This is a genomic window from Neorhizobium galegae bv. orientalis str. HAMBI 540, from assembly GCF_000731315.1.
Taxonomy (GTDB): domain Bacteria; phylum Pseudomonadota; class Alphaproteobacteria; order Rhizobiales; family Rhizobiaceae; genus Neorhizobium; species Neorhizobium galegae.
The window spans coordinates 4424667-4444987 of the sequence record NZ_HG938353.1 but is presented as its reverse complement, the minus strand read 5'-3'; the positions used below and the strand labels follow the sequence as shown (position 1 = coordinate 4444987).

The window sequence follows — 20321 nt, the reverse complement described above, 5'->3', positions numbered from 1 at the left end:
AGACCTCGTCGTTAGAGGCAGCAGGCGCTGGCTTCGGCGGACGGTCCGCAGCATGCTGCCGCCGCGCGGGTTTCCTCCGCCAGCCATCGGTCGCGGGGTTTGCAGCTCGCCGGGCGCGCGGCCAGTTCCACATGCAATGCCCCGCCCTCAAGGACCGGCGTCGACGCGCAATAGAGCTGCATCGGCCGGATGCCGTCGCTGACTTCGAACGTCAATTTGGCGGTGCCCTCGATCTTCACATGTTCGGAGACCTTGCGGATGATCGCCGAAAACTTGCCCGCCGTCATATGGGTGCGGTCGCCTTCCTCGATGTCCCAGAGCTGCACGAAAATTTCCGACCAGGCCTCCGGGTTGGCACCACAGTCGAGCGCCGAGAACTGTCCCGCCTTGACCTCGGTGACATGGTAGCCGGGCTTTACCGGCCGGCCATCGTAGTGAAACACCAGCGGCTGGTCGCTGGCACCCGCCAATGTGTCGAGCAGGAAGCCCAGGCTGATGTCGTCCTGCAGAACCGGCTTGTCTATCACGTTCATTTCGGTTACTCCTTATTTCAATTATTCAAGGATTGTTGAAATATGGATGAACGTCAAGCCCTCGCGTCATTCGGAGCACTCTCGCAGGATACCCGCCTGCAGATTGTCCGGATGCTCGTTGTTGCCGGCCCCTCCGGCATGGCGGCCGGCACGATCGCCGAGCAATTGGACGTATCGCCGTCAAACGTGTCCTTCCATCTCAAGGAACTGGACCGGGCCGGCCTGATCTCCCAGCAGCGGGAATCCCGCTCGATCATCTATTCCGCCGATTACGAAGCGCTCGGCGGCCTCGTTCGCTTCCTGATGGAAGACTGCTGCGCCGGACATCCGGAAATCTGCGCGCCAGCCGCCGAGGTGGCCGCCTGCTGCACCCCTGCACCTGCCGCGTTGGAGGGCTGACGGCCATGTTCGACCTGCCCCGCAGACTAACCGCCGAAGCTCTCGGCACCGCCATGCTGGTCGCCACCGTGGTCGGTTCCGGCATCATGGCTGACCGGCTCTCAGTAGACATGGCGGTTTCGCTGCTCGGCAATACCCTCCCGACCGGCGCGATTCTCGTTGTCCTGATCACCCTGCTCGGGCCGATTTCCGGAGCGCATTTCAATCCGGCGGTGACAATGGTGTTTGCCCTGAGACGCGAGATTGATGTCCGCTCGGCGCTCTTCTATCTCGCCGCGCAATTCGCAGGCGGCGTCGCGGGAACTATCCTGGCGCATGCGATGTTCGATCTGCCGCTGCTGCAGGTATCCACCACGATCCGGACAGGACCGGGCCAGTGGCTCGCCGAGGTGGTCGCCACTTTCGGCCTCGTTCTGACGATCCTCGCTGGAATCCGGTTCCGTTCCGAGGCTATCCCGTGGCTGGTCGGCCTCTATATCACCGCCGCCTACTGGTTCACCGCCTCGACCTCGTTTGCCAATCCCGCCGTCGCGCTGGCGCGATCGCTCACCGACACCTTTGCCGGAATCCGGCCGGACGATCTTGCCGGCTTCATCCTGGCCGAGATCGTCGGCGCCCTCGTGGCCCTGCTGCTGGCCGGCTGGCTGCTGGTGGAGACAAAACCCCTCACCCAACCGCTCGCACACATGAAGGGCGCAGAATGACCATCGACGTCACCATCTATCACAATCCGGATTGCGGCACCTCGCGCAACACGCTGGCCATGATCCGCAATGCCGGCATCGAGCCGACCGTGATCGAATATCTGAAAACACCGCCGGCGCGCGACCAGCTCGTCTGGATGATCGCGGATGCGGATCTCACCGTGCGAGAGGCGATCCGCGAGAAGGGCACGCCCTATGCGGAGCTTGGTCTCGACGATCCTGCTCTCTCCGACGATCAATTGCTGGACGCGATGCTGAAGGATCCGATCCTGATCAACCGCCCGTTCGTCATCACGCCGCTCGGCACGCGCCTGGCGCGGCCGTCGGAGGCCGTGCTGGACATTCTGCCGGATACCCACCAGGGTCCGTTCGCCAAGGAAGACGGCGAGCAGGTGCTCGATGCTGAAGGTAAACGCATTGTCTGAACGCATGCCCGTTGCCGCCGTCGTGGCGCTCGGCGTCACGCAGATCATCGGGTATGGCACCCTCTACTACAGTTTCAGCATTCTTGCGCCCGATATGGCGGCGCATTTCTCGTGGTCCAGCGAATGGATCTTCGGGGCGCTTTCGGTCGCGCTTCTGATCGGCGGGCTCAGTGCTCCATGGCTCGGCGCGCTGTTCGACCGGATCGGCGCCGGCCGCGTCATGACAATCGGTTCTGCCGCGGCCGCTGTCGCATTGGTCGCCTGCGCCATGGCGCCCGGCAAGACCACCTTTGTCGTGGCGCTGATCGCGATCGAGGTGGCCGCCAATCTCGTGCAATATGGCGCCGCCTTCGCCCTTCTGGTGCAGCTTCGGCCACAGGTCGCGCAACGCAGCATCACCTATCTCACCCTGATCGCCGGATTCGCCTCGACGATCTTCTGGCCAATCACCGCCGCGCTGCATGCCTATCTCTCCTGGCAGCACGTCTATCTCGTCTTTGCGGCGCTCAATCTGCTGGTCTGCCTGCCGCTGCATGCCTGGCTGTCTTATGGAGCCGCGCGACGAAAGACGGCGTCTTCTGCCCTCCCCACCCGCACCGAGGGCATTTTGACGCCCGACCTGCGGTTCGTCGGCTTTACGCTGATGGTCGCCGGGTTTTCGCTGCAGTCGCTGGTGAGCTCCGCCGTGCTCGTCCATATGGTGCCGCTCCTCTCCGGCCTCGGTCTCGGCACGAGTGCTGCCCTGGTCGGCACATTGTTCGGCCCTTCCCAAGTTCTTAGCCGGCTCATCAACATGACGTTCGGCCGAAACCTGCAGCCCCTTCGGCTCGCGCTGATTGCGGCGGCGCTGCTTCCGGCCGGCGTTGTCGTTCTCGTCCTCACGGCGCCATCGGTACCCGGAGCGATGCTGTTTGCGGTCATCTTCGGCATGGGTAACGGACTTTTGAGCATCGTGACGGGTACCCTTCCGCTGACGCTGTTCGGCAGCGATGGCTACGGCAAACTGCAGGGCAAGATGATGTCGGCCCGATTGATCGTCTCGGCGATTGCCCCCTTCGTCCTGGCGCTTTCCATGCAGCGGCTGGGTTTTATCTGGTCGCTTTCGATCACGGCGGCGCTTGGCGCTGTTGCCGTCCTCGCCTTCCGCGCCATCGATGGGCTCGTCCGAAACGGAAGGCGTTTCAGCTAGGACGCCCATCCCGCGTGCCATGGACTTCTTTGCCATTGTCTCTTCCACCCTGGACTTGCTAACAAGGTCGGGCATTCGAAACGATGGGCCGCTTCTCGCCTCCTGGGCTCAAGGGTCTCGCACTTCAAAGACAGGATTCCCCATGACCGATCTTTCCTCCGTCCTCGACCGCGCCGACCGCAATCTTCCCGAAAGCCTCGAGCGCCTGTTCGGCCTCGTCCGCATCAAGTCGATTTCCACCGACCCCGCCTTCAAGCCGGATTGCCGCAAGGCTGCAGAATGGCTGGTGGCCGAACTCAAGGATCTCGGCTTCGAGGCGTCGGTTCGCGATACGACTGGCCATCCGATGGTTGTCGGCCATCATCCGGGCGCCAGCGCCGATGCGCCCCATGTGCTGTTCTATGGCCATTACGACGTCCAGCCGATCGATCCGATCGAGCTCTGGGAGGATGATCCCTTCGATCCCAAGGTCAAGGAACTCGGTCCCGGCCGCAAAGTGGTGACGGGCCGCGGCGTTGCCGACGACAAGGGCCAGTTGATGACCTTCGTCGAAGCCTGCCGCGCCTACAAGGATGTACATGGCTCGCTGCCGGTGCGCGTCACCATTCTCTTCGAAGGCGAGGAAGAATCCGGCTCACCGTCGCTCAAACCCTTCCTCGATGCCAATGCTGCCGAGTTGAAGGCCGATTATGCGCTGGTCTGCGATACCGGCATGTGGGACGCCGATACGCCGGCGATTACCGCGTCGCTGCGCGGCCTGGTGGGCGAGGAAATCATCGTCACCGCCGCCAATCGCGACCTCCATTCCGGCATGTATGGAGGTGCTGCCGCAAACCCGATCCAGATCCTGTCGAAGATCCTCGCCGGACTGCATGACGATACCGGCCGCGTGACGCTCGAAGGCTTTTACGACGGCATCGAGGAGACGCCGTCCAACATCAAGGCGGCCTGGGAAAGCCTGGTCGCCGGACGCGACGATTTCCTCGGCGAAGTGGGGCTGTCGGAACTGGCCGGCGAGAGGGGCCGATCGCTGCTCGAACTCATCTGGGCACGGCCGACCTGCGAATTCAACGGCATCAGCGGCGGTTACGAAGGCCAGGGCTTCAAGACCGTCATCGCCTCGAAGGCATCGGCCAAGGTCTCCTGCCGTCTCGTCGGCGGCCAGGATCCGGAAAAGATCCGCGAAAGTTTTCGCGCCTATGTACGCTCGAAAATCCCTGCCGATTGCTCGGTGGAATTCCTGAAGCACGGCGGCTCGCCGGCGATCCAGCTCGGCTACGACTCGCCGGTGCTGACCAAGGCGAAGACCGCGCTTTCCGAAGAGTGGCCGAAGCCAGCACTGCTCGTCGGCGTCGGCGGCTCTATCCCGATCGTCGGCGATTTCCAGAAGACGCTCGGCATGGAATCGCTGCTGGTCGGTTTCGGCCTCAGCGACGACCGCATCCACTCGCCGAACGAGAAATACGACCTGCGCTCTTTCCACAAGGGCATACGCTCCTGGGCACGGATCATCGCGGCGCTGGCTGCCTGAACTTGACGCTTAAAACTAAAAGGGCCTGACGCGTGCTCGCATCAGGCCCTTAAAAACAAAAAGGCCGGGGCAAGCCCGACCTTTCCACTCCCATTCACTGGTGCCAGTACATCCGTGGTCACTCTAAATGGGACAAGCATTTCCGACGCGGCCGCTTTCGACCTTTTCAGATCACCACGGCTCTAGCGGTCATTGTCTCTCGGTGAGGTAAACATTCCGTTAACGCGGATATGGAAACTGCCTCAAGACGGCACGGTCGCCCGTATTTGCCGTAACACACATGGTCGCTGAAGCTTTTTGGAGCCCGACCATGCGGTGCGTCGGAAACGCTATTGTACCCTAGATGGGAGCTGGATTTCCGTTTACAAGGGCTCAAATTTAGAATTGCTCTAAATAATGAAGCCTAGGTTCCCAAAAGCAGAAAGGCCGGACGAGCCGGCCTTTCGCAATCTTAAAGACCTGAAGTCTTCAGCAGATCATGCGCCCTGGAGGCGGTCTGCGGAAACCTTGCCCGAACGCTTGTCGCTGACGAGTTCGTAGGAGATCTTCTGACCATCCTTGAGCTGGCCGAGGCCGGCGCGCTCAACGGCAGAGATGTGAACGAATACGTCCTGCGAACCGTCGTCAGGCTGAATGAAGCCGTAGCCCTTGGTTGCGTTGAACCACTTTACAGTACCGGTAGCCATAACGATGCCTTTCCCTTGCAAATATGACCGACTATTCCACGCTCGAGCGCTTGGAACGTTGAAGTTTCGTATTTGAAGAGAGATCGTCGCAAACGCCGTGAGGCGCATAGTGCTGGCTATCAAACAAATATCGATGGCGAAGCAAATAGGGTCTTCGCGCAAAAAGGTCAAGATCGGGAAAATTCAGGCTTGCCTTAAAAAGCGAAATCGCCAGCGATTTCAAGGCATATAAAACAGAAAACCCGGCGCGGGAGGAGGTGCGCCGGGTTTCTGAAACTGACCAACAACTGGGAGGAGGAGGTGTTGTCGGTCCCATCAAGGGCGCTGGGAGGAGGAGTGCGCCCGTCGATGAATTGAACATACAGGATCGAAGCTCAAAAAACAGTCACGATATCGCAGTGCAGCATTGCAATTCTCGCATAGCTCTATTGTTCTCTTGCGGCGGGCGTGATCCTGCGCCAATTTTGCGGCCATGAGCCTCGAATCCGTCCGCGCCTTCTTCGCCACCAACGCCCCCGATATCCACGTCATCATTACCGAGGAAAGCTCGGCGACCGTGCCGCTTGCCGCTGCTGCCCACGGGGTGGCGCCCGAACAGATCGCCAAGACGATCTGCGTGCGCGCCGGCGAAATTATCGCGCTGGTCGTCATGTCAGGAACCAGCCGTCTGGACAATCGCAAATTCCGGGATCGGTTCGGCGCAAAGCCGCGCATGCTCGGCGGCGACGACGTCGTGGCGATCACCGGGCATCCTGTCGGCGGCGTATGCCCGTTCGGGCTGCCTGCGCCGACGCCGATCTACTGCGACGTATCTCTTCTAAAATTTCCGGAAGTCGTGCCCGCGGCCGGCGCCGTCAATGCCGCGGTGCGTATCAGCCCCGACCGTATGGCGGACCTGACCGCAGCGACCTGGGTCGATGTCGGTCAGGATCCGGTACCAGATGGCGCCGCCTAAAGGCGGCCGCTCAGATAGCGGTCATACCAGGCATGTTTGCTGTCGGCAGAAGCGGTGGCCACCACATAGCCGATCGCAAAACCGATGGCGCCGATCAGGGTGAACAGCGTCGTCGTGGCGGCAGGGTGCTCGCGGATGGTGCCGGCAACCGAGCTTGCTTCATTCTGGACGTAATGCGCGGCATTGCCGGCACGCTCGGCGACCTTACCATAGGCAGCGCCGGTCTTTTCGGCGAGCATCTCGCGCAGATTGGCGATCTCGGAACGAAGCGTCGCAATCTCGGCCTTGACGTTTTCGCTGGGCTCGTGATCGAAAGAGGGCGTATCCGACTTCGCGGGTGTATTCAGGTTTCTGATGGGCTCTGCCATTACCGGCCTCCTTGAGTTGATCGAGAGACCGTTCAACTGTCGAAGGACTGATAGGTTCCTCGTTTAGGCGAGAAGCTATCGGCTTTTCGCCAGCGCCTCGGCGAGCGCCGAGAGCTTTTGCTTGTCATCCGAGCCTTTTTGAAGCGAGTTCACCAGGATCAGTGCGAGCGCCTCCGCATCGGGGCTCGCCTTGTCGATCTGGTGTTCGGCACAAGCCTGGTCAAAGACCTGCTGCAGCAGGCTGAGCTGCTCGGGATTGACCGGATTTCGAACCATCTGTGTAGGCATATAACCCTCCCGATCATACGGTGCCCGACCGGCGGACCACTCCCCTCGCCCCATTCAGCAATGGCGGCCGGAGAAAATTACCAGCGGCCTTTTATTGCGACAGTCTTGCGCCGGCCTTGTCGGCGCCCGAGGAAAAAGGTCTGCAAGCCACAGGAGAGGGGATTTTGAGCCTTGGCTAATAAATTGACAATAACAATAATAGAGGGGTGCAATATAAGGGTGGACCCGTACGGGTTACTACCTATACGGGTCCGTCGCGAGTGTCCGCGGGCTGGGCAGAAGGTTCGGCCCGGTTACGCCATGCCGGCCGGATCGCCGGTCGGCAGGAGTGCAGGATCAAGCGTCGGATCCTGCGGGTTCTTGCTGTCGCCAGGATCCTGCGCCGGCGTCAATGGCGGCTTTTCCTGGGTGCGATCGGGAACTCCGCCCGCCGGTGTCGGCCCGCGCGGCTGAGGGCTCGGAGTCGGGATAGGGTCTCGATTGGGCATGATGGCCTCCTTTTCCTGTCAGGAAACCAACGACTGAGGCCCGCCACTGTTCCAGGAGCGGACAGGATTCTGAGGAAAACCTCACTCACCTCTGGCGATACCAGCGCCGGTCGCGGGACGCGGACGACATGCCGAGCATGTAGCCGATCGCCAGGCCGAGCAGGCCGATAACGGCAATTGCCGACCCGGTAGCCGCCGGATGATCGACGGCATGAGCGCCAACCATACCCGCCTCGTCCTTGACATGATGAACAGCAGATTTCGTACGAGCGCTAACGCCTGTCTCTTCGGCGACGTCGCCGGTAAAGCCGGCAGCGAGAGATTTTTTAGCCATGGGAGTCTCCTTTTCGGAAACAACACCAAGCGGAACGCGAGGTTCCGTTGCTCGATCTATCCGAGAGGGCGGGTCTCTATCTGAAGCAAAATGAAAACCCGCACCGGCGGGAAGCCGGCGCGGGCAAAACGATTATTCGGTGGCTTTAGCCTGTCCTTCGGACTGTTTCAGCACGGTGGCTTCCTCGCGCGGATCCATTTTCGGAGCCGCAATGCTTGCCGTGGTGACTTCCTTGTCCACCTTGTCGGAAGCCGTGACGTTGTGGCCGGCGCATTCCGCAAGAGCTGCGGTCGACGACAGGCCGAGCACGGCGGCGATGACGAGAATTGTCTTCATGCCATTCTCCTTTCGCTGTGGTTGCAGGCATAACGTAACCCGCAAAGCGATGAACCCGAAATCACGAATTCGCGTTTCGGGTCGTCTCAAACTGCCGGTTTTTCGCCGCCTGCCGCGATTACATCAGCTTCGAAAGGGTTTCGCGATTGACGAAAATATCCGTCTTTCCGGCCTCATAGGCGGGATGACTGAACTCCAGCATCCCCCTTTCAGGCATTTCAAGCGCCTGCTTGACACTGACCAGCCCGACCGGAACACGCTGGTCGCCGTTGCGGATCACTGCCTCGACGATTTTCTGCATATCCTCCCCTCCTCCAAGGTGGAATCCGTCGTAACGCGGATCTTGCCTCCTTGTTCCATCAGGAATCGGATTTTTTTAAGGTCTGATATGGTATCGGGCAGCTTTTGTGACACAGGTCAACGCCCGGCATTGCAGGGCGTTGCGGCCTTTCAATGAAGGTCCAGCGGCAGCTGGATACCCTTGGGGATGTTCGGGCGTCGCTGGTTGGCGATCTGTATCTTCTGGAACGTCTCGCGCCGACGCTGCGCTTCGGCCTCGCGCAGAGCCTTCGATGCCGCGACTGCGGCCATTGCACGTTCGATCACATGTTCGGTTCTGCTCATCAGCACCCTCCAAATGTTCTCTATTTGTTCTCATAAATGGAGATGAAAGTCAAGCGGTTCAATAAGTATTGTCCGATAAACCATTCCTTTACGCCTCCTTAAATCGCCGCATTTAGAGTCCAGCCAAAGCTTGGGCGATCAGACATTCGAGTAACAGCCTGTTTTGACAGGCGCGTAACGGGGGTATGCCGGCTCACCATGGCAGCCAGAGGCAGATCAGACAAACGTGTTGAACCGTCCTTCGAGGGTTCGCGACCGAGCGACGATTTCCGCCTCGACGCGGATGAACGGGTCGTGGGCAACGGCAACGGCCGGCCTGGCAGACGTCCATCGAGAGCCGAAAGCGACGAGCGTTCCGAGCGTCCGGAACGTGCCCGTCCTTCCCGCAACAAAAAAGCTCCTCAACGCGGCCAGGGCGGCGGGTTTTTCGCGCCGCTCCGCAGATTGATCTACTGGTGTTTCGTGCTCGGCATCTGGGCCGGCATCGCCGTTGGCGGGCTGGTGCTCTATTATGGTGCGAGAATGCCGGCCGCCAGCACCTGGGCGATCCCGGATCGCCCCCCCAACATGAAGATCACCGCGGTCGACGGCTCGGTCGTTGCCAATCGCGGCTCCACCGGCGGCGAGGCGCTGGCGCTCGAAGAAATGTCGCCCTACCTGCCGCAGGCGGTCATCGCCATCGAGGACCGGCGCTTCTATTCGCATTTCGGCGTCGATCCGTTCGGCCTGGCGCGCGCCGTGGTCAACAACCTGACCGGCCAACCGATCCAGGGCGGTTCGACGATTACCCAGCAGCTCGCCAAGAACCTATTCCTGTCGCCGGACCGCACCTTCGAGCGCAAGATCCAGGAGGTGCTGTTGTCCTTCTGGCTGGAGCACAAGTTTACCAAGGACCAGATCCTCGCCATGTACCTGAACCGGGTGTTCTTCGGTTCGAACGCCTATGGCGTGGAGGCTGCCTCGCGGCGGTATTTCAACAAGTCCGCCCGCGACGTGAACCTCGGCGAAGCGGCAACACTTGCCGGCCTCCTCAAGGCTCCGTCCCGCCTGTCGCCGGCCCGGGACCCGAAGGCTGCGGAAACCCGCGCCCAGATCGTGCTCGGCACGATGCGCGAAGAGGGCTATGTCACCGACAGCGACCTCAAGACCGCCATGTCGCAACCGCCGGCCAAAGCAAAGAGCTACTGGACCGGCGCCCAGCATTATGCCGCCGACATGGTCGTCGACGAGGTGAAGAGCCTGATCGGCGAGCCGAAGGTCGACGTGACTGTCGAAACGACGCTCGACATGCGCCTCGAAGCCGCCGCCGAAAAGTCGCTGAACGATATTCTCAAGAAGGAAGGCGGCAAGCTCAACGCCTCGCAGGCAGCCCTCGTCTCGGTCGATGCGACCGGGGCGATCCGGGCGCTGGTCGGCGGCCGCGATTATGCGACAAGCCAGTTCAACCGCGCCGTCAAGGCGAAACGCCAGCCGGGTTCGGCTTTCAAACCCTTCGTCTATGCCGCGGCACTCGAAGCCGGCGCCCGGCCGGACTCGATGGTCAACGATGCGCCGGTCAAGATCGGTAACTGGTCGCCGGAGAATTTCGACGAGAAATACCGCGGTCCCGTAACGCTCGCCTCGGCCTTCGCGCAGTCGCTCAATACGGTTGCCGCACAGCTCGTCATGCAGGTCGGCCCCGACAAGGTGGTGAGCCTCGCCCACCGGCTCGGCATCGATTCCGACATCCAGGCAAATGCTTCGATCGCGCTCGGCACCTCGGAAGTCTCGCTGGTCGAGCTGACGTCTGCCTACGCGTCCTTCATGAACGGCGGTTACAAGGCGACGCCGCATATCGTCAAGCGCATCACCGATCCGGACGGCAAGGTGCTTTACGAGGCCGATTATGCCAACCCCCCGCGCGTGCTCAGCGAGCCGGTGGCGGCGACGATGAACGGCATGATGAACCGCGTCATCAACGAGGGCACCGGCAAGGCCGCCAGGATCGACGGCTGGCAGGCAGCCGGCAAGTCGGGCACCACCCAGTCGTTCCGCGACGCACTGTTCGTCGGTTATACCAGCATCATGACCACCGGCATCTGGTTCGGCAACGACGACGGCGCCTTCATGAAAAAGGTGACCGGCGGCGGGCTGCCCGCAAAAGCCTGGAAAGAATATATGACGTCGGCGATGAAGGGTTATACGCCGACGCCGCTGTTCGGCACCGGCCGCGGCCTCGATTTGCCGCCTGCCGCAGTCCAACCGGATTCACCGTCGACGACGATTGGCGATATTATTTCCGGGATCCTGCCCGGCGGCCGCCGAACCCAGGAAGAGCTTCCCGCCGATTATCCGCCGGCGCCGCGCCCTCCTGTCCAGGATTCCGCCTCGATCGAACGGGAGCCCGCCCGCGTGCGGCCCGTCTATGGCGACAATCAGGGCTATGACAACAGGGACAACAGACAGATTTACGACAATCGGCCGGTCTATGGCGACCGCGGCCGCCATGGCGACGTGATACCGCCCGGCGACGTTCCGGCCCGTGATTATCGCCAGTATCGCGGCCCTTATGATTCGCCCACTCCGGTGCCCCCGGGAGCGATCGGCGGCGGCCCCGTTCCGCCCGGCGACGTGGGCGTTGCGGGCTCCAGAGGCCAGCCCCGGCAGACCACGCTTTTCGACCTGATCATGGGGCAGTGAAGCGTATTCACAGTATTGCTCGGCAAACTGTTCTTTTTGCTAGGATCCGGGCGATTTCTCGCCTTGCAGTCCTAAAAACCCGTCCTTATATACGCCGCATGACCGCAGCCGATGCTGCGCACCATCCCAGTCGAGGAACTGTCAGTGGAATGCCTTTGAGGGGTTCCGATGGTTCGCTTAAAGGAGAGAGAAGAAAATGGCAAAAGTAATTGGCATCGACCTCGGTACCACCAACTCCTGCGTCGCCATCATGGACGGCAAAGATGCGAAGGTGATCGAGAACGCCGAAGGCGCGCGTACCACGCCCTCCATGGTCGCATTTTCCGATGACGGCGAACGCCTCGTCGGCCAGCCGGCCAAGCGCCAGGCAGTGACCAACCCCACCAATACCCTCTTCGCTGTGAAGCGCCTCATCGGCCGCCGCCACGAAGATCCGACCGTCGAGAAGGATAGGGGTCTCGTCCCCTTCGACATCGTCAAAGGCGACAATGGCGACGCCTGGGTCAAGGCTCAGGGCAAGGCCTATTCTCCCGCACAGATTTCCGCGATGATCCTTCAGAAGATGAAGGAAACTGCCGAATCCTATCTCGGTGAAAAGGTCGAAAAGGCCGTCATCACCGTTCCGGCATACTTCAACGATGCCCAGCGCCAGGCGACCAAGGATGCAGGCCGCATCGCCGGTCTTGAAGTTCTCCGCATCATCAACGAGCCGACCGCTGCCGCTCTCGCCTACGGTCTCGACAAGAAGGACGGCAAGACGATCGCCGTCTACGACCTTGGCGGCGGCACGTTCGATATCTCGGTTCTCGAAATCGGCGACGGCGTCTTCGAAGTGAAGTCCACCAATGGCGACACCTTCCTCGGTGGTGAAGACTTCGACATGCGTCTGGTCGAATATCTCGCGGCCGAGTTCAAGAAGGACAACGGCATCGACCTGAAGAACGACAAGCTCGCTCTGCAGCGCCTCAAGGAAGCTGCCGAAAAGGCCAAGATCGAACTCTCGTCCTCGCAGCAGACCGAAATCAACCTGCCGTTCATCACCGCCGACGCTTCCGGTCCGAAGCACCTGACGCTGAAGCTGACCCGCGCCAAGTTCGAAAGCCTGGTCGACGATCTCGTCCAGCGCACCATCGCGCCGTGCAAGGCAGCCCTCAAGGATGCCGGCGTCACCGCAGCCGAAATCGATGAAGTGGTTCTCGTCGGCGGCATGAGCCGCATGCCGAAGGTCCAGGAAGTCGTCAAGCAGCTGTTCGGCAAGGAGCCGCACAAGGGCGTCAACCCGGATGAAGTCGTCGCTCTCGGCGCCGCCATCCAGGCCGGCGTTCTTCAGGGCGATGTCAAGGACGTTCTGCTTCTCGACGTGACCCCGCTGTCGCTCGGCATCGAAACGCTCGGTGGCGTCTTCACCCGCCTGATCGACCGTAACACGACGATCCCGACCAAGAAGAGCCAGACCTTCTCGACCGCCGAAGACAACCAGCAGGCCGTGACCATCCGCGTATCGCAGGGCGAACGCGAAATGGCCCAGGACAACAAGCTGCTCGGCCAGTTCGACCTCGTCGGCCTGCCGCCGTCGCCGCGCGGCATGCCGCAGATCGAAGTGACCTTCGACATCGACGCCAATGGCATCGTCCAGGTTTCGGCCAAGGACAAGGGCACCGGCAAGGAACAGCAGATCCGTATCCAGGCTTCCGGCGGTCTCTCCGACGCCGAGATCGAGAAGATGGTCAAGGACGCCGAGGCCAATGCCGAAGCCGACAAGAAGCGCCGTGCCGGCGTCGAAGCCAAGAACCAGGCCGAAAGCCTCGTTCACTCCAGCGAGAAGTCGCTGAAGGAATATGGCGACAAGGTTTCCGAGACCGACCGCAAGGCGATCGAGGATGCGATCGCTTCGCTGAAGACCGCCATCGAAGCTCCGGAACCGGATGCCGATGACATCCAGGCAAAGACGCAGGTCCTGATGGAAGTATCCATGAAGCTTGGCCAGGCCATCTATGAGGCCCAGCAGGCCGAAGGCGAGGGTTCCGAGGGCGGCAAGGACGATATCGTCGATGCCGACTACGAGGAAGTCAAGGACGACAAGAAGTCCGCCTGATCCGCCGGTTGCCTGATGGCCAGACCTCGACCATAGTTGACTAGAGTATCCGGCTGCCTTCGTGCAGCCGGAATCCTTTCCGGAGCCGGTTACCTCCATGGCAAAAGCAGACTTTTACGAAACGCTGGGTGTCGGCAAGACCGCCGACGAGAAGGAGCTGAAAAGCGCCTTCCGCAAGCTCGCGATGAAATATCATCCCGACAAGAATCCGGGCGACGCAGAAGCCGAAAAGAAGTTCAAGGAGCTCGGCGAGGCCTACGAGACCTTGAAGGATCCCCAGAAGCGTGCGGCCTACGACCGCTTCGGCCACGCCGCCTTCGAACACGGCGGAATGGGCGGCGGTGGCGGTGGTTTCTCGGGCGCAGGCGCCGGCGGCTTCTCCGATATCTTCGAAGACATTTTTGGCGAAATGATGGGCGGCGGACGCGCCCGCCGATCCTCTGGCGGGCGTGAACGCGGCGCCGATCTTCGCTACAATATGGAAATCACGCTGGAAGAAGCGTTTGCCGGCAAGACGGCGCAGATCCGGGTTCCGACCTCGATCACCTGCGACGTCTGTTCCGGCTCGGGCGCCAAGCCCGGCACGCAGCCGAAGACCTGCGGCACCTGCCAGGGCTCTGGCCGCGTGCGCGCAAGCCAGGGCTTCTTCTCGGTCGAGCGCACCTGCCCGACCTGCCACGGCCGCGGCCAGACGATCACCGATCCCTGCTCCAAGTGCCACGGCCAGGGCCGCGTCACCGAAGAGCGTTCGCTGTCGGTCAACATCCCGGCCGGCATCGAGGACGGCACGCGCATCCGCCTGCAGGGCGAAGGCGAAGCCGGCACGCGTGGCGGCCCTGCGGGAGACCTCTACATCTTCCTGTCGGTCAAGCCGCACCAGTTCTTCCAGCGCGACGGCGCCGACCTTTATTGCGCCGTGCCGATCTCGATGACGACGGCCGCCCTCGGCGGCACGTTCGACGTAGCGACGCTCGACGGAACCAAGTCCCGCGTGACGGTGCCGGAAGGCACCCAGCCCGGCAAACAGTTCCGCCTGAAGAGCAAGGGCATGCCGGTGCTGCGATCCTCGCAGACGGGTGACCTCTACATCCAGATCCAGATCGAGACGCCGCAGAAGCTCACCAAGCGGCAGCGCGAACTGCTGCAGGAATTCGAGGAATTGTCCTCGAAGGAGAACAACCCGGAATCGACGGGCTTCTTCGCCCGGATGAAGGAATTCTTCGAGAACTGAGCTTCTGGAGCCCAGACTTCAAAGCCGCCCGCAACAGATCGTTGCGGGCGGCTTTTTCATTGGCACCTAAAACGTGTCGCGGCCGCCGCTACGCGGGTCGTTCACCATATGCGGCTCATAGATGCCGGCACGCGCCATTCGCCTCCAGGGGCGGGCGATCTCTCCCGGATTGTGGTCGACATCGACGATCGCCAGCGAAGGCGTCGCATCCGCCCGGCATTGGGCCACCCATTCGCCGCTCGGGGCGGCAATCCCGGAAGGCGGCATGAAGCCGGGATAGGCCAGGACCGAGAAACTCACCCAGTATCTGTTGCTCGCCGCATGTCCCAGCGCCTCGGCCGCGAAGGCAGGCGTCGCGCCGGTGGTCGAGAACAGCACGCAATCGACGTCGAGCTGCTCGTATTCCCTGAAGATTTCGGGAAAATGCGTCTCCATTCCGAGCGAGCAGCCGAAGCGCACCCCATCGACCTCGAAGGTCACCGGCGTCGAACCCGGCGTGTACATGAACGAGATCTTGGTGTTCGACAGCAGGCGCTCGTCGTAGCGCGTTACCAGCTCTCCCCGGTCGGAGACGATATAGAGGCTGTTGTGCGGCCGATGCGGCTCGGTGAGCTGGTGCACGGAACCGATCACCGCAAAGAGCCCAAGCTCCCGCGCCAATTCCCGCGTGGCATCCAGTTCTTCGCGCAGGACGGTCCATTCGAACCGGCTCCAGTCGGACGGCCCGACCGGATCGCGGCCGGTCGAAGACATGATGCGCTTGTTGGGAGAGCAGGTCGCACCTTCGGGGAAGTGTATCATCCGCGCGCGCGCCTTTTGCGCTTCGCGCATCAGGCGGCGCATCTCCTCCCCGCTTGCACGAAGCTCGGCTGCGCTGCGGGGATCGACATAGGGCGTGGTTTGGGCCACCGCCAGGCGCACCGACCGGGCCTGCGGCCCCGGATCGCTCGGGGCACTCTCGCGGATGTGGCTGAAGGCTGCGGTATAGGATTCGCCCGTCTTTTCGGCACGGGCACGGACACGGCGCTTGAAATTTCCGTTCTGGGTCATCTTGAGCCTTTCACGTCCCGGACGGAGTTCCCCAGCAACCACATCCGAAACGGTCGGACCAAGAGAGCGACCCGAGACTGAAGTCCCTTTGCCTCCGTTTCAGGACCATGCTGGGGAAGGTCCGGGGAGGTTCGGCGTAGGCCACGCAAGGCAAAAGATGCCAATCACGCCTTGATTCGTCAACTCGGGTGGAGACCGTCTATTTCAGGCCAGCGACTGGATCGACGCGCTGGCGAGGATCATTGCGAAGAGGAGGAGACAGACGGCGGCGGCGCGACGTATGATGATCGGTTTCACCTCGAAAAGCTCGGTCCGCCGCATCAGGCTGCCGAAAGCGATCCAGCCATTGGCGGCCAAAAGCACGAGCCCGGCAAACAGCGCAAGCCAGGGCGCGAGTTCGGTGAGGCCGCCATGCGGCATGATGACGAGCGCGATGATCAGCGCCTTGGGGTTCAGCACCGTGGTGACGAAGACCTGCCGGACGGAAACTTCGACCGCGTCCTTCGCCTGCTTTTCGGACGTCCACAGCCGATAGCCCAGATAGAGCACCCAGACGCCCGCAGCGAGCTTCGCCCAGACCGAAGCCTGCGGATAGGCGTCGAAGAAAGGCGCCGCAAGCGTCGCCACCGGCACGATCACAAGCAGATAACCGCCGAGTTCACCGGCGATCAACGGCAGGCTCGTCAGCCAGCCGCGCGAGTATCCGCCGAGCGCCATCAGCGTATTGGTCGGCCCCGGCGTGCAGAGAAGCAGGAGGATGGCGCCGGTGAATTCCGGAAGGGTCATGCAACTGCCTGTCGAAGTAACCGGCATGGTCCGGCTCTTCCTCTCTATCAGCATTTTCGGCACGCCGATTGACACCCGTCAAATCAGCTTATTTTGTCGGCGAAGGCATGCGGGCCACAAACCAGCCGAGATATTTCTGGATTGCCGGCGAGACGACAAATACGATCGACAGCACCATGATCGGCGCGATCAGGATCGTTCGATGCCACACGGCCCAGCCTTCGGTGAGCGGCGCGAGGATATAAAGAAGCATCGTGATCAACGGATAGACAGCGAGGATCATCACGATCGCAAGTCGCGCCTTCGAAGGATTGACGCGGGCGGGTTTGGGCTGCAATTGCGCCTCCAAGGCTTGATTTCCCCTATCGGGATTGAGGATTAAAGTTGTCGTGGTCATCGGACCTCCATAGAAACGATCCGTTTCGATGGAGGTGATATAACGAAACGGTCCGTTTCGTTCAAGTAGGATTCGTGTTATGTCGATTAAAATTTTGCTTGGGAGACCTGCATGACGGCGAAAAAGGCTGCGGAGACCCGCCGCACGTCGATCGGCGCACAACGCAATCCCGACAGCCAGGATGCCATTCTCCGCGCCGCAGAAGAAATCCTTGTCGAAGGCGGGCTGGGATCGTTTTCGATCGAGGCGGTCGCCCGGCGAGCCCATGCGGGCAAGCCGACGATCTATCGGTGGTGGCCCACGCGCGCGATCCTGCTTCTGGATGTCTACCACCGCCAGAAATATGTCGACATAGCACCGGACACCGGCACGATCGAGACCGATATTTTCCAGCTTCTGAGCGGATTGCTCGAGTTCTGGAGCGCCGGTCATGGAGGCGCCGTCTTTCGCTCCGTCATCGCCGAGGCCCAGACCGATCCGGCAGCGGGCAAGGCGATCGCCGCCTACATGGCAGACCGATACCAGCAGGGCGGCGAGATATTCCGCCGGGCAAAGGCCCGGGGCGAAGTGGCCGACTGGGTCGCACCGGAGCTCGCCATGGAGATCATCACGAGCTTTGCGTGGAAACGACTGCTGACCGACCGGCTGGACATTACGCCGGAAGAGCTGCGCCTCGTGGTTCGGCACCTCGTCGAGGGTTTCAAGGTACAGTAGGTCTTTGGAACATTCGTACGGCCACGGCCAAGCGACCAAGGGAATATTTCGCGCTCAAACAGCGCATGCTCGTGCCGCCTGACGGACGACAGGACCCGTCAATAATGCGGCGGCTTGGTGATGGCCGGCGCGTCCAGCGAGGATTCCTCCAGCGAGAGGAACCGCTCGGTCAGCCGGTCGAGCTTGGCGCGCGTCTGTTCCATCACCTTCCACTGCTCGGCGAGCTGGTCGGACAATTCCTCGATCACCTTGGCCTGATGGGCGGCCAGTTCCTCGAGTTTGACCAGTCTTTCCTCGTCACTCACCTGTCGTGTCCTTTGCTGCATTCTTCGCGGCCTTTTCGGCACGCACCGCATCCGGCATGCCGTCATGAGGACCGAGCGGCCGCTTCGGCACGTCGTCCCACCAGTCGCTGCGCGTTTCGCGCCAGTCGAGGCGCGTGGGATAATAGAGGCGGTTCTCCGGCTTGTTCGGTTCGCCGACCACCAGCAGCCGGACCTCCGCCTCCGAATTGTTCATGAACGTATGTGCCAGCCCCGTTCCGGCGGGAAATCCGACCGAATCGCCAGGTTTTAGCCGATGGAGCTCGCCATCCAGCCAGACATCCGGCGTACCCTCGATCACATAAACGAACTCTTCCTCGGCGCTCTCGGCATGCGGGAAGGAGGTGCGGCGGCCGGGCGGCAGGCGCTCGTGATGGATACCGAGCCGCGTCAGGCCGAAATGCCGGCCAAGCGCAGCGCCGATCGACATCAGTTCGTCATCGCCACGATAGGTGCGCGTATCGGGCCTTTCGATGTCGCTCCAGTGGGTGATGCAGGAAGGGCGGTCCTGGTCGGTCATGTGCTGCTCCTCTGAAAGCGGAGCTACACTAGCCGACCGGAACCGCCCGGTCCATGTTTCAAGCCGAGGATCAAGCGCGTAGGCGCGGGCGCTCGGTGCGGGTTTCGCGGACAGCCCTTGTCTTGAAGCGGCCGAGCAGCGACGCCAGCCGGCTGCTGATGCCGACCAGGCTCTGGGTCGAGGCATTGGTCTCTTCCATCAGCGCCGCGTTCTGCTGGGTGATCTGGTCCATGCTGCGGATCGCGGAATTGATCTCTTCGATGCCGGAAGCCTGTTCCTGAGCCGAACGGGCGATCGACGAGATATGTTCGTCGATCGACTTGACGCGCCCGCCGATGCCGACCAGCGCCTGCCCCGTCTTGTTGACGAGCTCGACACCGCGATGGACGTCTGTCGAAGACTGGTCGATCAGTTCCTTGATTTCCTTGGCGGCAGCGGCAGAGCGTTGCGCCAGTTCGCGGACTTCCTGCGCGACGACCGCGAAACCCTTGCCCTGCTCTCCAGCGCGGGCCGCTTCCACGCCGGCGTTCAGCGCCAGAAGATTGGTCTGGAAGGCGATCTCGTCGATCGCCCCGATGATCTGGGTCATCTTCTGCGAGGACTGCTCGATGTCGCCCATCGCGGCAATGGCCTCCTCGACCACCTTGCCGGAGCGAACGGTCTCCGAGGCCGATTCGCGCACGATCTCCTGCACTTCGCGGGTCCGCTGCGCCGCCTGGCCAGAAATCGTGGTGATCTCTTCGAGTGCGGCAGCCGTCTGCTCGATCGCCGAAGCCTGCTGCTCGCTGCGCCTGGCCATGTTTTCGGAAGCCGCCGAAATGCCGCCGGCTTCGGCGCGCACCTGTTCGACCGAGCTGCTGATCCCGCGCATTGCCGTGTCGAGTTCGGAAATCGAGGAATTGTAGTTCTGCTGCAGCTTGGCGAAGCTCGGCGCCAGTTCCTGCCAGAGTTCGGATGTCAGGTCGCCGCCGGAAAGGCTCGTCAGTGCCGCTTCGAGCGCCGCGAGGGCTGCATCCTGTTCGGCCTTGGCCTTTTCCTGTTTGGCTTCGACCTCTCTGCGCTGGTCACCCAGCACCTCGAGATAGACCGAGATGGCGTAATCCATGTCCAGCAGGGCCGCCTTGACGACCGAGGAGAGATGTTCGGAAAGCACCTTCGCCTTCTTCTCCTGGAAGAAGCCGGACAGCTCCCGGCTGACGACGGCGCGAATGACTCCGTCGAGGATCAGCGCGTAACCGCCGATATACCAGCGCGGTTCGAGACCGAGCCGGGCATGGGTGCGTCCGATCGTGGAAACCGCGTCCACATAATTGTCATCGTATTTGCCAGCTGCAATGGCATCCCAATGGGTGGCCTGGCGGCTCTTGGCCTGGGCGATATGAGCATCGTTGGAGAAGAACTTCGCCGTCTGCGGGTTGCCCTTGACCTTGCGATAGAAGGCATCCAGCGAGGCGCCGATCGCGTCCTTGATGGCCGGCCGGATCTCGGCCAGAGACCGGCGCTGCTCCTGGCCAAGGCCGATGAAGTCAAGGCGCTCGGCGAGATCGGCTTTGTGGTTCTGGTCTTTCATGACAAGTCTCCGGAGTTAAAAGGATCCACGCGGCCATCCGGATATAAGATGCGTATGCGTGCTCAGGCATCTCTAGGAGCCAAGCTTTAACGGGCT

Annotated in this window: 25 protein-coding genes; 10 read left to right on the top strand and 15 right to left on the bottom strand. The window is 61.7% G+C overall.

The window, feature by feature from the left end; all coding sequences use genetic code 11:
* Positions 1–11: 11 nt before the first annotated feature.
* A complete protein-coding gene (locus tag RG540_RS21380; protein WP_038592193.1) occupies positions 12–533 on the bottom strand; it encodes a DUF6428 family protein in 522 nt (173 codons plus the stop codon).
* Positions 534–575: 42 nt separating this feature from the next.
* Between RG540_RS21380 and RG540_RS21375 the strand changes: the two genes are divergently transcribed.
* The 5 genes from RG540_RS21375 to RG540_RS21355 all read left to right on the top strand — a co-directional run bounded on the left by RG540_RS21375 (position 576) and on the right by RG540_RS21355 (position 4781).
* Complete coding sequence (locus tag RG540_RS21375) at positions 576–932, top strand: ArsR/SmtB family transcription factor (RefSeq protein ID WP_038592190.1); 357 nt, start codon at positions 576–578, stop codon at positions 930–932.
* Between the two features lie 5 nt (positions 933–937).
* A complete protein-coding gene (locus RG540_RS21370) occupies positions 938–1636 on the top strand; it encodes an aquaporin (RefSeq protein ID WP_038592187.1) in 699 nt (232 codons plus the stop codon).
* Positions 1633–2061, top strand: coding sequence for an arsenate reductase (glutaredoxin) (arsC, locus tag RG540_RS21365; protein ID WP_038592186.1), 429 nt, complete (start codon positions 1633–1635; stop codon positions 2059–2061). Before RG540_RS21370 ends, arsC begins: the two co-directional genes overlap by 4 nt.
* Entirely contained in the window at positions 2036–3250 is a 1215-nt protein-coding gene (gene arsK / locus RG540_RS21360; protein WP_038592184.1) for an arsenite efflux MFS transporter ArsK, read from the top strand. The genes arsC and arsK overlap by 26 nt, the downstream gene beginning before the upstream one ends.
* A 142-nt stretch (positions 3251–3392) precedes the next feature.
* Positions 3393–4781: a M20/M25/M40 family metallo-hydrolase gene (locus RG540_RS21355; RefSeq protein ID WP_038592182.1), complete on the top strand. Its 1389-nt coding sequence runs from the start codon at positions 3393–3395 to the stop codon at positions 4779–4781.
* Positions 4782–5257: 476 nt separating this feature from the next.
* Here the strand turns inward: RG540_RS21355 and RG540_RS21350 are convergent, their stop codons facing one another.
* Positions 5258–5467 (bottom strand): cold-shock protein, encoded by a 210-nt coding sequence (locus RG540_RS21350; protein ID WP_007754264.1) that lies wholly within the window; start codon positions 5465–5467, stop codon positions 5258–5260.
* Positions 5468–5939: 472 nt separating this feature from the next.
* Between RG540_RS21350 and RG540_RS21345 the strand changes: the two genes are divergently transcribed.
* Positions 5940–6422 (top strand): YbaK/EbsC family protein, encoded by a 483-nt coding sequence (locus tag RG540_RS21345; RefSeq protein ID WP_038592179.1) that lies wholly within the window; start codon positions 5940–5942, stop codon positions 6420–6422.
* Here the strand turns inward: RG540_RS21345 and RG540_RS21340 are convergent.
* The 7 genes from RG540_RS21340 to RG540_RS32895 form a co-directional block, all read right to left on the bottom strand.
* A complete protein-coding gene (locus tag RG540_RS21340) occupies positions 6419–6790 on the bottom strand; it encodes a hypothetical protein (protein WP_038592176.1) in 372 nt (123 codons plus the stop codon). The two genes, RG540_RS21345 and RG540_RS21340, sit on opposite strands and share 4 nt — an antisense overlap.
* Positions 6791–6865: 75 nt before the next feature.
* Positions 6866–7078 (bottom strand): hypothetical protein, encoded by a 213-nt coding sequence (locus RG540_RS21335; RefSeq protein ID WP_151045704.1) that lies wholly within the window; start codon positions 7076–7078, stop codon positions 6866–6868.
* 293 nt (positions 7079–7371) lie between these two features.
* Positions 7372–7566 (bottom strand): hypothetical protein, encoded by a 195-nt coding sequence (locus RG540_RS21330; RefSeq protein WP_038549933.1) that lies wholly within the window; start codon positions 7564–7566, stop codon positions 7372–7374.
* Positions 7567–7651: 85 nt separating this feature from the next.
* Complete coding sequence (locus RG540_RS21325; protein ID WP_038592172.1) at positions 7652–7900, bottom strand: hypothetical protein; 249 nt, start codon at positions 7898–7900, stop codon at positions 7652–7654.
* A gap of 132 nt (positions 7901–8032) precedes the next feature.
* Complete coding sequence (locus tag RG540_RS21320) at positions 8033–8236, bottom strand: hypothetical protein (RefSeq protein ID WP_038592169.1); 204 nt, start codon at positions 8234–8236, stop codon at positions 8033–8035.
* Between the two features lie 118 nt (positions 8237–8354).
* Entirely contained in the window at positions 8355–8537 is a 183-nt protein-coding gene (locus RG540_RS21315; protein ID WP_038592165.1) for a hypothetical protein, read from the bottom strand.
* Positions 8538–8686: 149 nt separating this feature from the next.
* Positions 8687–8860, bottom strand: coding sequence for a hypothetical protein (locus tag RG540_RS32895; RefSeq protein WP_167551680.1), 174 nt, complete (start codon positions 8858–8860; stop codon positions 8687–8689).
* A 198-nt stretch (positions 8861–9058) separates the two neighbouring features.
* On the opposite strand from RG540_RS32895, the gene RG540_RS21310 reads away from it, so the two are divergent.
* The 3 genes from RG540_RS21310 (at position 9059) to dnaJ (ending at position 14865) form a co-directional block, all read left to right on the top strand.
* Positions 9059–11539, top strand: coding sequence for a transglycosylase domain-containing protein (locus RG540_RS21310; protein ID WP_038592162.1), 2481 nt, complete (start codon positions 9059–9061; stop codon positions 11537–11539).
* A gap of 196 nt (positions 11540–11735) precedes the next feature.
* Positions 11736–13634 carry a molecular chaperone DnaK gene (dnaK, locus tag RG540_RS21305; RefSeq protein WP_038592159.1) on the top strand — a complete coding sequence of 633 codons (1899 nt, stop codon included), beginning with the start codon at positions 11736–11738 and terminating at the stop codon, positions 13632–13634.
* 97 nt (positions 13635–13731) lie between these two features.
* The gene (dnaJ, locus tag RG540_RS21300; protein WP_038592156.1) at positions 13732–14865 is read left to right on the top strand and encodes a molecular chaperone DnaJ; all 1134 of its coding nucleotides are present in this window, start codon (positions 13732–13734) and stop codon (positions 14863–14865) included.
* Positions 14866–14931: 66 nt separating this feature from the next.
* Here the strand turns inward: dnaJ and RG540_RS21295 are convergent, their stop codons facing one another.
* The 3 genes from RG540_RS21295 to RG540_RS21285 form a co-directional block, all read right to left on the bottom strand.
* Positions 14932–15915: a carbon-nitrogen hydrolase family protein gene (locus RG540_RS21295; protein ID WP_038592153.1), complete on the bottom strand. Its 984-nt coding sequence runs from the start codon at positions 15913–15915 to the stop codon at positions 14932–14934.
* Between the two features lie 204 nt (positions 15916–16119).
* A complete protein-coding gene (locus tag RG540_RS21290) occupies positions 16120–16701 on the bottom strand; it encodes a LysE family translocator (RefSeq protein WP_038594419.1) in 582 nt (193 codons plus the stop codon).
* 88 nt (positions 16702–16789) lie between these two features.
* Positions 16790–17038 (bottom strand): hypothetical protein, encoded by a 249-nt coding sequence (locus RG540_RS21285; RefSeq protein ID WP_038594416.1) that lies wholly within the window; start codon positions 17036–17038, stop codon positions 16790–16792.
* Between the two features lie 171 nt (positions 17039–17209).
* Here RG540_RS21285 and RG540_RS21280 point away from each other — a divergent pair, with 171 nt between their 5' ends.
* Positions 17210–17812, top strand: a complete 603-nt coding sequence (locus tag RG540_RS21280; protein WP_038592150.1) for a TetR/AcrR family transcriptional regulator — start codon at positions 17210–17212, stop codon at positions 17810–17812.
* A gap of 98 nt (positions 17813–17910) precedes the next feature.
* Here the strand turns inward: RG540_RS21280 and RG540_RS21275 are convergent, their stop codons facing one another.
* The 3 genes from RG540_RS21275 to RG540_RS21265 form a co-directional block, all read right to left on the bottom strand.
* On the bottom strand, positions 17911–18138 hold the full coding sequence (locus RG540_RS21275) for a SlyX family protein (protein ID WP_151045690.1): 228 nt from the start codon (positions 18136–18138) through the stop codon (positions 17911–17913).
* Positions 18110–18655, bottom strand: coding sequence for a cupin domain-containing protein (locus RG540_RS21270; RefSeq protein ID WP_038592145.1), 546 nt, complete (start codon positions 18653–18655; stop codon positions 18110–18112). The genes RG540_RS21275 and RG540_RS21270 overlap by 29 nt, the downstream gene beginning before the upstream one ends.
* A 70-nt stretch (positions 18656–18725) precedes the next feature.
* Positions 18726–20225, bottom strand: coding sequence for a globin-coupled sensor protein (locus RG540_RS21265; protein ID WP_038592142.1), 1500 nt, complete (start codon positions 20223–20225; stop codon positions 18726–18728).
* Positions 20226–20321 lie beyond the last annotated feature (96 nt).